Origin of the sequence: Zobellella aerophila, from assembly GCF_039539325.1 — a bacterium.
Lineage (GTDB): Bacteria > Pseudomonadota > Gammaproteobacteria > Enterobacterales > Aeromonadaceae > Oceanimonas > Oceanimonas aerophila.
This window is the reverse complement of record NZ_BAABCX010000002.1, coordinates 128,822-143,667: the sequence shown is the minus strand read 5'-3', so window position 1 is coordinate 143,667 and position 14,846 is coordinate 128,822. Positions and strand designations below refer to the sequence as shown.

The following is a 14,846-nucleotide window of genomic DNA, read 5'->3' as shown; positions in this document are numbered from 1 at the left end:
AATGCGCACAATTAGGAGGGTGTGTTTTGATACTTTGTACCATAATCACAACTGTATCCAATAAAATTAAATAAAAAACAATAAATTAAATGGTGTTACTTTAAAATTGCTTATTTATCAATCAAGAGGTTTAAGTTATGAAGTACCATGATTTGGTCGGTCGTCATAAGGGTGGAATACCCAGTTCCAGGGCCGATGGGGGGGACAATGTGCTGGCGGAAGACTGCAGCTTGCCGCTGGCCATGATCAAGGCGTCGGCCCTGGAGCAAAACCTTAAGTGGATGCAGTCCTTCATGAACGCCCAGGGCATGGCCTTCGCCCCCCACGGTAAAACCACCATGGCGCCGGCCCTGTTTCGTCGCCAGTTGGCGGCGGGCGCCTGGGGGCTGACGGTAGCCAGTCCCCAGCAGGCCTGGACAGCCTTCGAGGCTGGTGCCGAACGCATCCTGATGGCAAACCAGCTGGTGGGTAAGGCCAATATGGCCCTGGTGGCGGAACTGCTGGAAACCGGGACTGAGTTTTATTGTTGTGTCGACAGCCGGTTGAATGCACAGCAACTGTCGGCTTTCTTCGCATCACGGGAGCAGGAACTCAAGGTGCTGGTGGAATTAGGGGTGCAGGGAGGACGCAGTGGTTGCCGTTCCCTGGCCGACGCCCAGTCCCTGAGCGAAGCCATCATCGGCTTACCGGGCTTGCGTCTTGCCGGTGTCGAATTTTATGAAGGCGTCATCCATGGCGAGGGGGCCGAAGCCGGGATCCTGGCCCTGGTGGCGGATGCCGCCAGCCTGTTGCAGTTCCAGGCCAGCCGGCTGCCGGCCCGGCCGCTGCTGATCACCGGCGCCGGCTCGGCCTGGTACGATCTGGTGGCCGAGGGGCTGAAACAGGCGATATTGCCCGACGGGAGTTTGCCGTTGCTGAGACCGGGGTGCTACCTGACCCACGATATGGGCATTTACGCCCAGGCCCAGCAGGGGGTGATGAGCCGCAGCCAGGCGGCCTGCTCCCTGGGCGGCGATCTGGTCTCGGCACTGGAGCTGGCGGCCTATGTTCAGTCCACCCCCGAGCCGGGGCTGGCCGTGATCGGCTTCGGCAAACGCGACGTGGCCTTCGATGCGGGCCTGCCCATTCCCCTGGCCCATTATCGGGAGGGGCGGCAAATAACCGCCGAGTGCGGTGGCTGGCATACCGAAAAGGTGATGGACCAGCATGCCTTTATGAGCCTGCCGGAGGCGGTGGACATACAGGTTGGAGACATCATAATTTTTGGCACTTCGCATCCCTGCCTGACATTCGACAAATGGCGAGCCCTTGCCCTGGTCGATGATGAATATCAACTATTAGAGTCAATTGTTACCCATTTTTAATGTGGATAACGCTTCCATCCCAGGTACCTAAGCGATAATAGATTGAAATATATATAAAAAGCTTCGTTGTGTTTAGATGGCCGTGGTCAGGCGCAACATCTGGCGCAACGAGGCCCGTCCCGGCGTTGTATCCGGCATCAGGGGGTAATGGGTTTCATCTCTCTACCAGTCCAGCTGTACCCTGTCTCGGGTTTTGCGTGTTTTTTTAACTATCTGATTTTAATGGTGCTTCATTTAGACAGGAGCCAGGACCCGATAGATGACCTGGGTTGATGGACAGATCCTGTCGGTGGCCAATGGCCACAAGGCGGCGTGACTCCTCCTGTCGTTATCATAAATTTTTAATAAATACAGTTGGTTGCTAACACTTTGACAAAAGTCGGTGTCATTTGAGAAAGGCACCCATGCTGGCCAGATTTCCGGTTTTTTGTATAGTGATGCCCAAGTTGAACGGCACAATTGAGAACCTTTATGCTGAAGCGATATATGAAACTGTATGCCCTGGTCCTGCTTGCGGGCGCGTCTCCGGCCATGGCCTCTGAAACCCTCAATACCATTATCGGCGGCGGCGCAGGCGGCGCCGCCGGCGCCCTGATTGGCCAGCAGTTGGGCGGCAACACCGGCGGCCTGGTGGGGGCCGCGCTGGGCGGCGCGGCCGGTGGCGCGGCGACCGCCGATCGGGGCAACAAGAATGAAGCGGGTCTGGGTGGCGCCGTCGGCGCCCTCAGCGGCGCGGCCATCGGTAGTAGCGTAGGCGGACAAAAGGGCCAGCTGATCGGCGCCGGTGTCGGCGGCGCGGCCGGCTCGGCCATCGGCGCCAGGACCGGTGATGGACATGAGTCCAGGAAAGAAGTACATCATTACCATCATGGTCATGGCCATAAAAAACACAAACATAAGCACAAACACTGGCATCATGACGATGATTGAGCCTGAACAAGAGCGGCCCTCCGGCCGCTCTTTTGATGATATTACCGTCCTGCGTTCTTGGCCCAAGTTCAGTGCTTTATAGCAGATACTTCCTACGCTAACTTTTTTTCAAAATATTGATCGGCACCTGATTTCTTTAGAGTTAAGAAAAATATAAAGGTGAAAGGAAAGCCGATAAGCCATGAATAATCAAGGAATGAGAAAGAAACAATGGCTCCACATACTAAAGAGCACATTCCTGCTGGGCTAAAACCTCCTCGGTAGTTATAATGGTTTTTTTCATCATACAATTTTTCAATATTTAGTTTCATTTTTCTTATAATAAAGTAATCCGCTAACATGATTGCTGCGGCAGGGCCTAAAAAGCTTGAATAAAAGTTTTGGAATTTAAAGAAGTAGTCACTACTGAATAGTAGCCAAGGGGCGGTGATGACTGACAGCACCGACACGTAAATGATTCCTCCTTGCCAAGATGTTTTGAATATATCCTGAAAGGCCAGCGCCGGAGGTAATATGTTCAGTGTAAGGTTGGAAGTGATTTGAGCAAGGATAATAAAGACTAGGAGAATTATTCCAAAAATAGGGTTGGGTGATAGCTGAACCAGACCTGCTATAGGGTCAGTACTACCGGTAGCCAGACCAATAAACATGCCTGATACAATCATGAACAACCAGGGAGGGAGCACTCCGGTAAAATTAGCGAGAGCGCTTGTTCTGAATATCGATTTTCCTTTCGGATTAATCTGTCTCGTCAAATCCGAGCTATTCAGTATTACTGTTGTCCAGTTGGCGAAGGCCGCCATCATTCCCGCAATCCATGCTAACCCCCAAGACCCGGGAATTTCTGATGCTGTGGAAAAATCAATATTTCCTTCGGAGAAAACCACATAGAAAAAATAAATAAGCATGGAGAAAATAATGAACGACATGGCGCCATTGAATTTTGATATGGTTTCTATACCACGGTAGGCTAGTGCACTCTGTAAAGATAAAATTAAGAAAAAGTACACCCAAACATTTGAGAATCCAAAAAGACTGTTTGTAACTTGTTCTAGCGCCAAAGCACCAATCCAGGTGCCTATACCATTCCATGCAATGGCAGGAATACACCTTAAAATGGCGACGACCTTAGTACCTTTTGTTCCAAAACAAGTTCGTCCTTGGATAATGAAGGGAATGCCATAACGCATTCCTGCATGGCCCTGAAACGTCATCAATAAGGCCACACCAATACTGGCAACGATTCCGGCTGCCAATACCTGTATAAAGTTAAGACTCCCGGTGGGATAGAGAAGATACTGACCAATAACCATGATTTGCACAATAATGCCTGAGGACCAAAACACCAACGCATAGCTGTTTTGTGTCATCGGCCTCTTCTCTGGAGGGACGGGCATTATGCTATCGGGAGAACTTTGTTTATTTGAATTGTCTTGATTCATCGAAAATTCCCTTTTTATGTTGCTGACTCAACCCTAGGGCCGGGCATGTTAGTTAGATGATTTTCAATGTGGTTATTGCGATGCTCACCTCCGCATTTATTATTTATAATTACAAATAATAAATCACAAAAATGTAATGGAAATGTTAACTGGTGTCAATCGGCCAGGTGAAGGACATGGAACTGTCTCTCAGCCCCTTGGAGCTGGGGGTAGCCAGCATGCGGCGGTAACCATGAGTTCCTGGACGGGCAGGCACCAAAAGCCGGCGCCATGCTGGCAATCGGAGCTGGGACAAGGCATTATTTCGGGAATTGTCACTTTCCGTTCAGGCGTTGTATGTTCATAAAAAATAAGCCTTTTATGCTAGCGGCTCTGGTCGTTTTTCTGGTTGGTTGCGCCACATCTCCACCGCGTAACCCGGAAGATCTCTGCGCCATTTTCGAGCAACATGACGACTGGCATAAGGCGGCCAAAAACAGCCAGGAGAAGTGGGGCGTGCCGGTGCATGTGATGATGGCGACCATGTATCAGGAGAGCTCGTTCAGGCACGATGCCCAGCCGCCGATGCGCTATTTCCTGTTTATTCCCTATGGTCGCGCCTCCAGTGCCTATGGTTACCCCCAGGCAAAAGATGAAACCTGGGCCGATTATCAGCGGGAGAGCGGCAACGGCTGGTCCAGCCGAGACGACTTTGCCGATGCCATCGACTTTATGGGCTGGTATATGAGCAAGACTCACCGGATAAACGGCGTTTCCAAGTGGGATGCCTATCAGCAGTATCTGAACTATCACGAAGGCTGGGGTGGCTACCGCCGCGGCAGCTACCGGCAAAAGCAGTGGCTGCTCAATGTCTCGCGCCGGGTGGACAGCCGGGCCCAGCGTTATGCGAAGCAATATTGGCAGTGCAAGGAAGAGTTGAACAGCGGCTGGTTTGGCTAGGGTGTGTCCCGATACTGTGCATCAGAGCAATAATGCTCGAGTACATAGGTTATTGAAACAGATGACAGAGACCAGGGAGGTAACCTTGTCTACTCCTGGCTTCTGTCAACTGGGTAATCAGCGGGACGATGAGCCGCTTTTTACGCTCGGAGTGTTAAGAACCAAACCCTTCCGGCAGCGGTGCTTTGAACCAGGTATTGGAGGCCTGGTTGAGCGAGCCATCGGCCAGGGCCTTGGCAATTAGCGCATTCACTTTTTCCTGCAATTCGAACTCACCTTTTTTCATGCCGATATAGCAAGGGGATTCCAGCAAAATGAATTTCACTTCGGGGATCTGCTCAGGATTATGTTCTGCCAACTCTGTCGCCACCAGATTACCGGTGGCAATCAACGGCACATGACCGGATAAATAAGCCGAAAGCGTACTGTTGTTGTCGTCATAACGGCGGATGGTAACCGAGCTTGGCGCTACCTTTTTAAGCTCGATATCTTCCACTGCATCACGGGTGACACCTATTACCCGGCCATCAAGATCTGCGGGTGAGGAAATGCTCATTTCGGGAGGACCGAAAACAGCGAGAAAAGAAGGAGCATACGCATGGCTGAACGAAATGGCCTTTTCCCGCTCCGCATTTTTACCCAGGCTGGAGATCACCAGATCGACTATGCCCATCTGCAGGGATGGAATACGGTCGGCGCTAGCGACCGGGATGAGTTCAAGCTTGAGCTGCAGGCTATTGGCAAGATAGTTCGCCACATCGATATCATACCCTTGGTGTTTCATATCTGGACCCGCCGATCCGAAAGGCGGAAAGTCTTGCGGAACGGCAATTCGTAGTGTGCCGCGTTGTTCTATCTCGCTCAGCAGGTTTGCCTGAGCAATACCGGAAAATAAAATCAAACCAACGGCTGCGAGTCCATTAAGCAGACGATTTCTAAATAGCTGGAGCCTAGATGCTTTCATTAATCTATCCTTGACAGGGTAATTTATGGTGTTTGTTCTTTTTAAAATATAATTACTGGTTTATTGTGCTAATGAGTGCCTCGGACATTATCAATGACAATATCGTGAGTCGGCATTCATGTCATAGGATAAGGCAGCAGGTTAGACCGTCATGCATCGAAATAGATGGCATAACGGCTCCAATTGATAATCTATATATTTCCGGCAACGCCGTCAGCCAGGCCGGATTATGGGCGGGTATTTGGGCTCAAATAGCGGGCCATTTCTTCCGCCGGCACCATGCCGCCGCCGGTGGCCCAGACGATATGATGGGCGCGGGCCATGATCTCGGGATCCAAGCCCATGCGGGTCCGGTAGCCCTGGGTTTCCCACAGTATCCGCGCCATGCCGGGCATGCCGGCGAGCGCCGAGGGTTCGAGACGGATCCCTTCACAACGAGCGAGCAGGCCGAGCAAATCCAGCATCTCCTGATCGCCCAGGGTGTAATAGCCGTCCAGCATGCGTTCCATGGCCCGGCCGACAAAGCCCGAGGCCCGGCCCACCGCCAGGCCGTCGGCGGTGGTGATGTTGTCTATGCCGATATCCTGCACCGAAATCCGTTCATGCAGCCCGGTATGCACCCCCAGCAGCATGCAGGGAGAGTGGCTGGGCTCGGCAAAGATACAGTGCACCGCATCCCGGAAGGCCAGCTTGAGGCCGAAAGCCACGCCGCCGGGGCCGCCGCCCACGCCACAGGGGAGATAGACGAACAGCGGATGGGCCTTGTCCACTCCTATCCCTTGTTGCCGTAGCTGGGTCTTTAATCGCTCGCCGGCCACCGCATAGCCGAGAAACAGGCTGGTGGAGTTCTCGTCATCGACAAAATGACAGCGGGGATCCGTCGCCGCCTCGGCCCGACCTTGCTCGACCGCCACCGAGTAGTCGGAGGCATATTCCAGTACCTTGACCCCGTGGCTGCGGAGCTTGTCTTTCTTCCATTGGCGGGCATCGGCGGACATATGCACGCTAACCTTGAAACCGAGTCGGGCGCCAATAATGCCGATCGACAGCCCCAGGTTGCCGGTGGAGCCGACCGCAATCGAATACTGGCCAAAAAAACGGCGGAAGGCGTCGCTGTCCAGGCAGGCATAGTTATCGTCCGGCTTCAGCAGACCGGCCTCCAGCGCCAGGCGCTCGGCGTGTTGCAGCACTTCATAGATGCCGCCCCTGGCCTTGATGGAACCGGATATGGGCAGCTGGCTGTCCAGTTTCAGCAGTAAACTTCCGGGCAGCTCACCCCCATAGCGGGTGGCCAGCGCCTGCTGCATGGCGGGAATGGCCTGCAGGGGAGATTCGAGTATGCCGTTGGAGGACCGGGTTTCCGGGAATGCCTGGCAGAAATAGGGGGCGAAGCGGTCGAGCCGCTCGCTGGCCTGCCGTACATCGTCCGCACTCAGGCCGACATGGGACAGGGCCTGCTCGAAAGAGGTCACGTCCGGGTTAAACCAGCTGACCTCACGCAAGGCGATAAGCTCATTAAGCAGGGGAAACTGTTTGCGTAGCTCGGCAAGGGCCTGTGGGGTATAGGTGGGGTGAGACATAGGGTATCCTGCGATGGAAGAAAGCAGGCATCATTATTGCGGCCTCGGCCAGGGGACGGCAAGGGGAATGGGCGAACCCCATTCCCCCGGTTGTTACTGTTTGTTGGCTGATGCCGCCTTCTGGCCGGCGAAGTATTCCTTGGTCACCTTGAACACCACCGGGCTCAGTAGCCCCAGGGCGATCAGGTTGGGAATGGCCATCATGGCGTTCAGGGTATCGGCCAGCAGCCAGATAAACTCCAGCGACTGGGTCGCCCCCACCGGCAAGGCCAGCACCCAGGCGATGCGGAACGGCACTATGGCCTTGACTCCGAACAGGTATTCCACGCATTTTTCGCCGTAGAAGCTCCAACCCAGTATGGTGGTGAAGGCAAACACCGCCAGCGCGATCGTCACTATGTATTCACCGTTGGGCACGGCGGTGGCAAAGGCCAGGCTGGTCAGGGCGGCACCGGTTTCACCGCTGGTCCAGCTGCCGCTGACGACGATGGCCAGGCCGGTAATGGAACACACCACTATGGTATCGATAAAGGTACCGAGCATGGCGATCAGCCCCTGGCGCACCGGGTTGTCGGTCTTGGCGGCGGCATGGGCGATAGGCGCGCTGCCCAGGCCGGCCTCGTTGGAGAAAATCCCCCGGGCCACACCGAAGCGGATTGCGGCCCAGACGGCGGCACCGGCGAAGCCACCCTGGGCGGCGGTGGGGCTGAAGGCGTGCTCGACTATCATCAGGAAGGCGGCGGGAATAGCGGTGATATTCACCGCCAATACCACCAGGCCGGCAACAAAGTAGGAAACCGTCATCAGCGGCACCAGCTTACCGGCCACCTGACCAATCCAGCGGATCCCGCCGATCAATACCGCGCCGACCAGCACCATCAGCACTATGCCGGTCGTCAAAGTGGAGGCACCGAAGGAGGACTCCAGGGCATGGGCCACCGAGTTGGCCTGTACCGTGTTGCCGATACCGAAGCCGGCCATGGCGCCGAACACCGCAAACAGCAGGCCAAGCCATGCCCATTTGGGGCCTAGGCCATTCTTGATGTAATACATGGGGCCGCCCACATGGTCGCCCAGTTTGTCTTTTTCCCGGTATTTGACCGCCAGCACGGCTTCCGCGTATTTGGTGGCCATCCCCACCAGGGCGGTCATCCACATCCAGAACAAGGCCCCCGGGCCGCCCAGTATGATGGCGGTGGCGACACCGGCGATATTACCTGTACCTATGGTGGCGGACAGGGCCGTCATCAGGGCGTTGAAGGGGGACAGATCCCCTTCACCCTTTTCCGCCTTGGTAAACAACAGCTGAAAGCCCATCTTCAGTTTGCGGATGGGCATAAAGCCCAGGCCCAGCTGCAGATAAAGACCTATCCCCAAGATACCGACCAGCATGGGCACGCCCCATACCACGCCGTTAATCGATGAAAGTAGTGATGTTAACAGTTCCATCTGTCAGGTTCCTCGATAGAGATGTTGAGTTCCTCCTTAGCGTAGACTCGTTTGAGCGATTTTCATATGGAGGCTAACGGCTAAATAAGCCGGTTGCCGGCGCCTTGAGGTCACAATAGAGTTCCGCCGGGGGAGGGACTCCGGCCATGGCAGCAGGCTGGTAGCCCTATGCTCCGGCCAGCAGACGTTGAAAAACAGCCCGCAACTGAGCGATGACGGCTTTCCTTCCCGCTAGTCCAAAGGTACCCGCCAACCGCTCAACCTGCGAGCCCGGCAGCAGGGCCTGGCGCAACAGCTTGTGCTGTCGTGGCTCCAGATTGGCGGTCGCGGCCTGCTCGGCAACAAAACGCGCCAGCGTCGGCTTATCGGCGGAAAAATCCCGATGGGCGAAGGCGAAGTCATGGGCGATGCGTCTGTCATTATCCGGGTTCACCACCCGAGCCGAGTCTGGGCGGGGGAGCTGGGCCACTAATTCAGGCGGCAGCCCGGCGAGGGCGTCTTGCAGGAAGTAGCTGAGGTTGGCCTGGAACAGTGCCTGCCAGCCCGGCAGGCACTGTTCCCCGGCCGGGCTGAGCGGCGCCAACAGCATGGCGGCATGATGGCCGCTGACGCCGTCGGCGGTCAGCCCCAGGCGCACCAGCGAAAAGCCATTGCGCTGCCAGAAACGCAGCAGCTCAGGGGTGGCGCCAAAGCTGGCGCCGAGAAAATCCAGCCGCCCGGTGTAGTGCTGTTGCAACCGGGCCAACAGCTGGGAGCCGAGACCCTGACCGTGACGCCGGGGATGCACCACTATGCGCATGATACGGCCATAGCGCATGCCGGTGGCCTCGGGCAGGCCGCCGTGAAAGGCCAGGGATTGGGGCAGAAGGTGGCCTCGGGGGCGGCGCTGGCCGCGCCAGACAGCCTGCCCCAGCGCCGGATCCAGCCCACCTTCCCTGACGATCAGCATGGCGGCCACCGGGATATCGTCCTGGCTGGCCAGCACTATCTCGGTATCGGGGGCGTCCAGCAGGTAGCGCAGATCACTGGGGCTGGTCTGGTAATGGGCCAGGGTCAGCAGGCCGAACAGCTGATAGAGCAGGGTTTCGTCGGAGGCCAGCCGGTCCTGGCCCAGCCAGCGCAGCTGCAGCCGTCCTTGTTCCGGGGGGGAGGCTGGATCCGCATCCAGGGCCAGCAGGCGAAATACCAGGGGTTCCAGCGGATCCCGGCGGCTCCAGCGGGCCGGGGTGCCGAGCCGGTAGCTGCACCAGCCGGGAGCCAGACTATCGAGCCTCTGCTGGAATTTGAGCTGAAACCCCAGCCCCGTGCCTTCATAGCCGTGTTCTGTGGTGGCAAACAGGCAGCAGTAATGTTGTGCCATCCGGGTCAGCATGGGCACCGGGATGGCGGCCGCCTCATCGATCAACAGAATATCGGCAGGGGGCAGGGTATCAAGCAGCAGATCCGGGGCGATAAAGTCCAGCGTACCCCGGGCATGCTCCTGGGCCTTGGCCGCCGCCCCGGGATTGGGGGCGGTCAGCAACAGGCGGAGCCCGCCGGCGGCCAGCTTATATGCCGCCAGCCCCAGCAGGCTGGACTTGCCCCGGCCCCGGTCGGCGGTCAGCACCATCATCTGCCGTCGCCGGGCCGAGGTCAGCAGCATGGCCAGGGCCTGGCGTTGATCCGGGCTCAAACAGCCATGCCTGTCTCTCCGAGGCTGCCAGTGGGCGCCGGTCAGGGGGGGGAAAGGGGGCGGCGGTGCCTGCTGTCGCCACAGCAGCACCTTTGGATCGGATAATAAAATCCGGCAAAAACGGTGGATGAAATGGCTGGTCAGTCCCCTGGCCTGTTCGCTCAAGGCCACGTAACGGCTGAGATCGGGATCGGCATAGTCGGGCCAGTCGTCGAGGGGGGGGCAGAGCAGCAGGGCGACGCCGCCGGCGGCCAGGCAGCCGAGCGCGGCGCCGAAGGCATCAGGGTGCAGGCCACTATGGGCGTTAAAGATCAGGCTGGGATATTCCCGACCCAGGTAGCGGCCGACCTTGTTGGCGGGGATGGGGTGGCACTCATCGGGGCCTTCTCCCAGCCACAGGCTTTGGTCGTCGGTCAGCCGTCGGGCAGTGCCGATGCCCCAGTCCTGACTGCCAGCCAGCACCAGCAGGCGTCGTTCGCCACTATGTTTGAGGGCATGGCGCCATGCCGACCATCCGGGCGCATCAGCCAAAAATCCGCTCACCATTTTCATCTATCACCCGCTTGGCCTTGGCCACCATCAGCTCGGCGGCCAGTTCGGCACTGGGCAGCAGATCCGAGCGGATCAGCAGATATTCCCGGGGCTCCTGGTCGATGACTTTGACGATGCGGCCTTGCAGCCGGTACTGACCGCCTTCGGCCTTGGGTTCAGGGTAGATATCGAAGCCCTGATAGCTGACGGTCTCAAATGCGGGGTCGGTTGAAGTCTGCTTGGGCTTGCCTAGGTTTTTTAACCAGTTAAACATCATGAACTCCAACATAAACCAATTAAAAAGACGCCGGCCGGCGTAATGCTTGTCGGTTAAGCGTAAAACAGGATTAGTTAGCTTCCCGCCGACACGCCGTAAACCCATCCCTGGCGCAGCAGGTCGGCTTGAAAGCCAGCCAATCCCGTTAACCGATCGGCATTACGCCAGCCGGCGCCTCTTTATGATCATTGGCCGGCCATTATTTTTTAACGCGAAATACCAGGTCCTGTGCCAGGGTCACGGCGCCGCTTTGCTTATGCAGCTCTTTCACTTCATCCATGTTGGAGATAACCACGGGCGTCAGGGTGGACTTGGCCTTGGCTTCCAGCAGGGCCAGATCGAATTCGATCACCGTATCCCCTTTCTTGACCTGCTGGCCTTCTTTGGCGATACGGGTAAAACCCTCGCCCTTCAGCTCGACGGTGTCGATCCCAAAGTGAACAAACATTTCCAGGCCCGAATCGGATTCGATAGAGAAAGCATGGTTGGTTTCAAAGATCTTTCCGATAGTACCGTCACAGGGGGCGACCATCTTGTTGCCACTGGGTTTGATGGCGATGCCGTCGCCGACTATTTTTTCGGCAAACACTACATCGGGCACATCTTCGATGGCCACGATTTCCCCGGACAGGGGAGCATAAATTTCGATGCCACTGGTTTCATTACTATCGTCGGAGACCAGTTTTTTTAATTTATCGAACAGACCCATAGTGTTAGCTCCTGGAGTTATGTAGCGCATGATAATAACAGACGGTCTTTCCATTGTTAAAGAGGTTAGTCTGGCTGGATGGCGGCTGGCCAAGGGGCATATTGATCCCCATGGATAGACCATCATAGGCCCGTTAAGGCGATTTTGACATGCACGTGGTCAAAACGGTGATGCTTTGCCCTGGGAACGGGGTGAATCATCGCTTGCGATGAAACAAAAAAGGCGCCGTTGGCGCCCTTGGTGGATGTTCTTCATCTAATGGTTATTGCTGTAGTTCCTGCTCGGTGAACAGGCCCTGGAACAGGGCGGTGCTGAGATAGCGCTCGCCGGAGCTGGGCAGGACAACCACTATGGTTTTATCGGCAAACTCAGGCAGTTCGGCGATGCGGTTGGCGGCCACCACGGCGGCACCGGAGCTGATCCCGGCCAGGATGCCTTCGTCCCTCATCAGGCGTTGGGCCATGTCGATGGCTTCTTCGCTAGTGACGCGCTCAACCCGGTCGATCAGGGACAGGTCGAGGTTGCCCGGGATAAAACCGGCACCTATGCCCTGGATCTTATGGGGGCCCGGTTTGATGTCTTCGCCGGCCAGGGCCTGGGTGATAACCGGTGACTCGACCGGCTCTACCGCCACAGAGGTGATGGCCTTGCCTTTGGTATTCTTGATATAACGGGACACGCCGGTGATGGTACCGCCGGTACCCACGCCGGCAACAAATACATCGATCTCACCGTCGGTGTCGTCCCATACCTCAGGACCCGTGGTCTTCTCATGGATTTCAGGGTTGGCCGGGTTGTTGAACTGCTGCAGCAGCACATATTTTTCCGGGACCGATTCTGCCAGCTCCATGGCTTTTTCGATGGCACCCTTCATACCCTTGGCACCGTCGGTCAGCACCAGGTTGGCGCCCAGCGCCTTGAGCAGCTGACGACGTTCCAGGCTCATGGTATTGGGCATGGTCAGGGTAATGGGGTAACCGCGGGAGGCGGCAACAAACGCCAGGGCAATGCCGGTGTTACCGCTGGTGGGCTCGATAATCTCCTTGCCCGCGACCAGTACGCCGCGTTTTTCCGCATCCCAAATCATGTTGGCGCCTATCCGGCATTTAACACTGAAGCTGGGGTTACGACTCTCAACCTTGGCCAAGACCCGGCCCTTAGAAACCCGGTTCAGTTTTACCAGAGGAGTACGACCAATGGTCAGTGAGTTATCTTCAAAAATATTGCTCATTGTGGCTATCCCTGAGGTTCACAGTGTCTAGTTACTATGTCAGCTTAATCTTTCTTTGAGGAATGAGAAGTGACGATTTGTTATAACAATATGTTATTAAATGCTAAAATGATATTCCCATAATATTTTTTGGTCGGGTATCTGTGTGTCGATGAGAGATGCTATGGTTGCCCTTATCAGCGGCTGTTGTAGGGCAAAGCGAGGCGCTTGAACGATACTTATGGTGTAGTTATCCGGAAGGGCAGGAACAAGATGCGTGCTCTGATATGTGGGTGGTTGTGGTTATGCCTGATGTTGGCTACCCCCGGGATCGGGGCCCAGCAATGGCAGGATGTGCCGGAGAGCCGGGCGCAGTTGCATCAGCTGGGCCTGGAACTGGCCCTGGCCGATGTGCACCCGCAATTGACCCTATGGTGGCAGCAGGCCGCCCTGCAAGCCGCCGGTGATGATGCCGATAATCAGCTGCTGCTGGGCATCAGTGCCTTCTGGCGGCACTGGCAGGGGATGACCCTTGTCGCGCGACAGCATCTGCAAACCCGCGATGCTCCGCTGGTGATTACCGAGCAAGACCGGATTGCCCTCGAGCTGGCGATCGAGCAGGGCCAATTAGGCGTGCTGGTGGACGCCCTTATCCCTGATTATCCCGACTACGACAGCTTCAAACGGCAGCTTGGGCATTTGCTCGCATTGTCGGAGCAGGCGTGGCCGGTATTGCAAAAACCGACCCTGCGCCCCGGCGAAAGCTCGGCCCAGGTGCCCCTGTTGCGGCAACGATTAATCTTGTTGGGGGATTTGCCCCCGGCTGCCGACCTCGGCTCCCGGTTATACGATGCGGAACTTGAGCAGGCGGTGCGTTCTTTTCAGCGGCGTCATGGTCTCGAGGTCGACGGGGTAGTGGGCCCGCATACCTATGCTTGGCTGAACGTGACGCCGGTCACTCGGGCCCAGAAGCTGATACGCGGTATGCTGCGCACTCTGATCGCCGACACCCTGGCGCCCTCCTATCTGTTGGTGAATATTCCCGAGTACCGGCTGAGGTTGTATCAGAACCGGATCCAGATGCTGGAAAGTGCTGTGATCGTCGGTACCGACAGCAGAAAAACCCCGATCATGGTCAGTGAAATCACCAATGTGGTGGTCAATCCGCCCTGGCATGTGCCCAGATCCATCCTGGAAAAAGATATCATCCCCAAGCTGCAGCGGGATCCCGGTTATCTCCAGCGGGAAGACTTCGAAGTGCTGGACAGGGGCGGTCGGGTCGTGCCCAATCAGGTATGGCAGGCTCGCCTGTTCAGCGGATTTCCTTACGCCTTGCGGCAGCGTCCGGGTAATAAAAGTGCCTTGGGTGCCTACAAATTTCATTTGACCAACAGCAATGCCATCTACCTGCATGATACCCCGGCCAAACGGCTGTTCAGCCGGGACAGCCGCGCCTTCAGTTCAGGTTGTGTGCGGGTAGCGGAAGCGGAACAGCTTGCCTTGTGGCTGCTGGGGGAAAAGTGGAATCCCGACCGGCTGGCCGACTTGAAAGCCACTCAGCGTACCCGCTGGCTGAAGGTGCCCGCGCCCTTGCCGGTATTGATGGTGTATTGGTCTGGGTGGCTGGGCAGCGATGGTCTGCCTCGTTTCAGGGACGACATCTATGGTTTTGATCAGGGACTGCTCGACCCCTTTCTCCGGGAGCAGACTCAACCGCTGCCGTTACCCGTAAATCGGGTTTCCTTATAACCAAACGGTGTTGATTGCTTTAGCCCATTT

12 protein-coding genes are annotated in these 14,846 nt (G+C 56.5%); 4 read left to right on the top strand and 8 right to left on the bottom strand.

Annotation, left to right across the window (positions count from 1 at the left end; all coding sequences use genetic code 11):
- Window positions 1–137: 137 nt before the first annotated feature.
- Window positions 138–1,364, top strand: coding sequence for an amino acid deaminase (locus ABD806_RS08310; RefSeq protein ID WP_344956798.1), 1,227 nt, complete (start codon window positions 138–140; stop codon window positions 1,362–1,364).
- A gap of 486 nt (window positions 1,365–1,850) precedes the next feature.
- Complete coding sequence (locus ABD806_RS08305) at window positions 1,851–2,294, top strand: YMGG-like glycine zipper-containing protein (RefSeq protein WP_344956795.1); 444 nt, start codon at window positions 1,851–1,853, stop codon at window positions 2,292–2,294.
- Between the two features lie 92 nt (window positions 2,295–2,386).
- On the opposite strand, the gene ABD806_RS08300 is transcribed toward ABD806_RS08305, so the two are convergent.
- Window positions 2,387–3,736: a cytosine permease gene (locus tag ABD806_RS08300; RefSeq protein ID WP_344956793.1), complete on the bottom strand. Its 1,350-nt coding sequence runs from the start codon at window positions 3,734–3,736 to the stop codon at window positions 2,387–2,389.
- Window positions 3,737–4,072: 336 nt separating this feature from the next.
- On the opposite strand from ABD806_RS08300, the gene ABD806_RS08295 reads away from it, so the two are divergent.
- Window positions 4,073–4,675 carry a transglycosylase SLT domain-containing protein gene (locus ABD806_RS08295; protein WP_344956791.1) on the top strand — a complete coding sequence of 201 codons (603 nt, stop codon included), beginning with the start codon at window positions 4,073–4,075 and terminating at the stop codon, window positions 4,673–4,675.
- A 154-nt stretch (window positions 4,676–4,829) separates the two neighbouring features.
- Here ABD806_RS08295 and ABD806_RS08290 read toward each other — a convergent pair whose 3' ends face one another.
- The 7 genes from ABD806_RS08290 to cysK form a co-directional block, all read right to left on the bottom strand.
- Entirely contained in the window at window positions 4,830–5,639 is an 810-nt protein-coding gene (locus ABD806_RS08290) for a transporter substrate-binding domain-containing protein (RefSeq protein ID WP_344956788.1), read from the bottom strand.
- A gap of 227 nt (window positions 5,640–5,866) precedes the next feature.
- Complete coding sequence (dsdA, locus tag ABD806_RS08285) at window positions 5,867–7,219, bottom strand: D-serine ammonia-lyase (protein ID WP_344956786.1); 1,353 nt, start codon at window positions 7,217–7,219, stop codon at window positions 5,867–5,869.
- A gap of 93 nt (window positions 7,220–7,312) precedes the next feature.
- On the bottom strand, window positions 7,313–8,668 hold the full coding sequence (locus ABD806_RS08280; RefSeq protein WP_344956784.1) for an alanine/glycine:cation symporter family protein: 1,356 nt from the start codon (window positions 8,666–8,668) through the stop codon (window positions 7,313–7,315).
- Window positions 8,669–8,834: 166 nt separating this feature from the next.
- The gene (locus tag ABD806_RS08275) at window positions 8,835–10,871 is read right to left on the bottom strand and encodes a tRNA(Met) cytidine acetyltransferase TmcA (protein ID WP_344956782.1); all 2,037 of its coding nucleotides are present in this window, start codon (window positions 10,869–10,871) and stop codon (window positions 8,835–8,837) included.
- Window positions 10,864–11,145, bottom strand: coding sequence for an HlyU family transcriptional regulator (locus tag ABD806_RS08270; protein ID WP_344956780.1), 282 nt, complete (start codon window positions 11,143–11,145; stop codon window positions 10,864–10,866). The genes ABD806_RS08275 and ABD806_RS08270 overlap by 8 nt, the downstream gene beginning before the upstream one ends.
- A gap of 202 nt (window positions 11,146–11,347) precedes the next feature.
- Entirely contained in the window at window positions 11,348–11,857 is a 510-nt protein-coding gene (gene crr, locus ABD806_RS08265) for a PTS glucose transporter subunit IIA (protein WP_344956778.1), read from the bottom strand.
- A gap of 262 nt (window positions 11,858–12,119) precedes the next feature.
- A complete protein-coding gene (gene cysK, locus ABD806_RS08260) occupies window positions 12,120–13,088 on the bottom strand; it encodes a cysteine synthase A (protein ID WP_344956776.1) in 969 nt (322 codons plus the stop codon).
- 291 nt (window positions 13,089–13,379) lie between these two features.
- On the opposite strand from cysK, the gene ABD806_RS08255 reads away from it, so the two are divergent.
- Window positions 13,380–14,816 carry a L,D-transpeptidase family protein gene (locus ABD806_RS08255; protein ID WP_344956774.1) on the top strand — a complete coding sequence of 479 codons (1,437 nt, stop codon included), beginning with the start codon at window positions 13,380–13,382 and terminating at the stop codon, window positions 14,814–14,816.
- The last annotated feature ends 30 nt before the right edge of the window (window positions 14,817–14,846 follow it).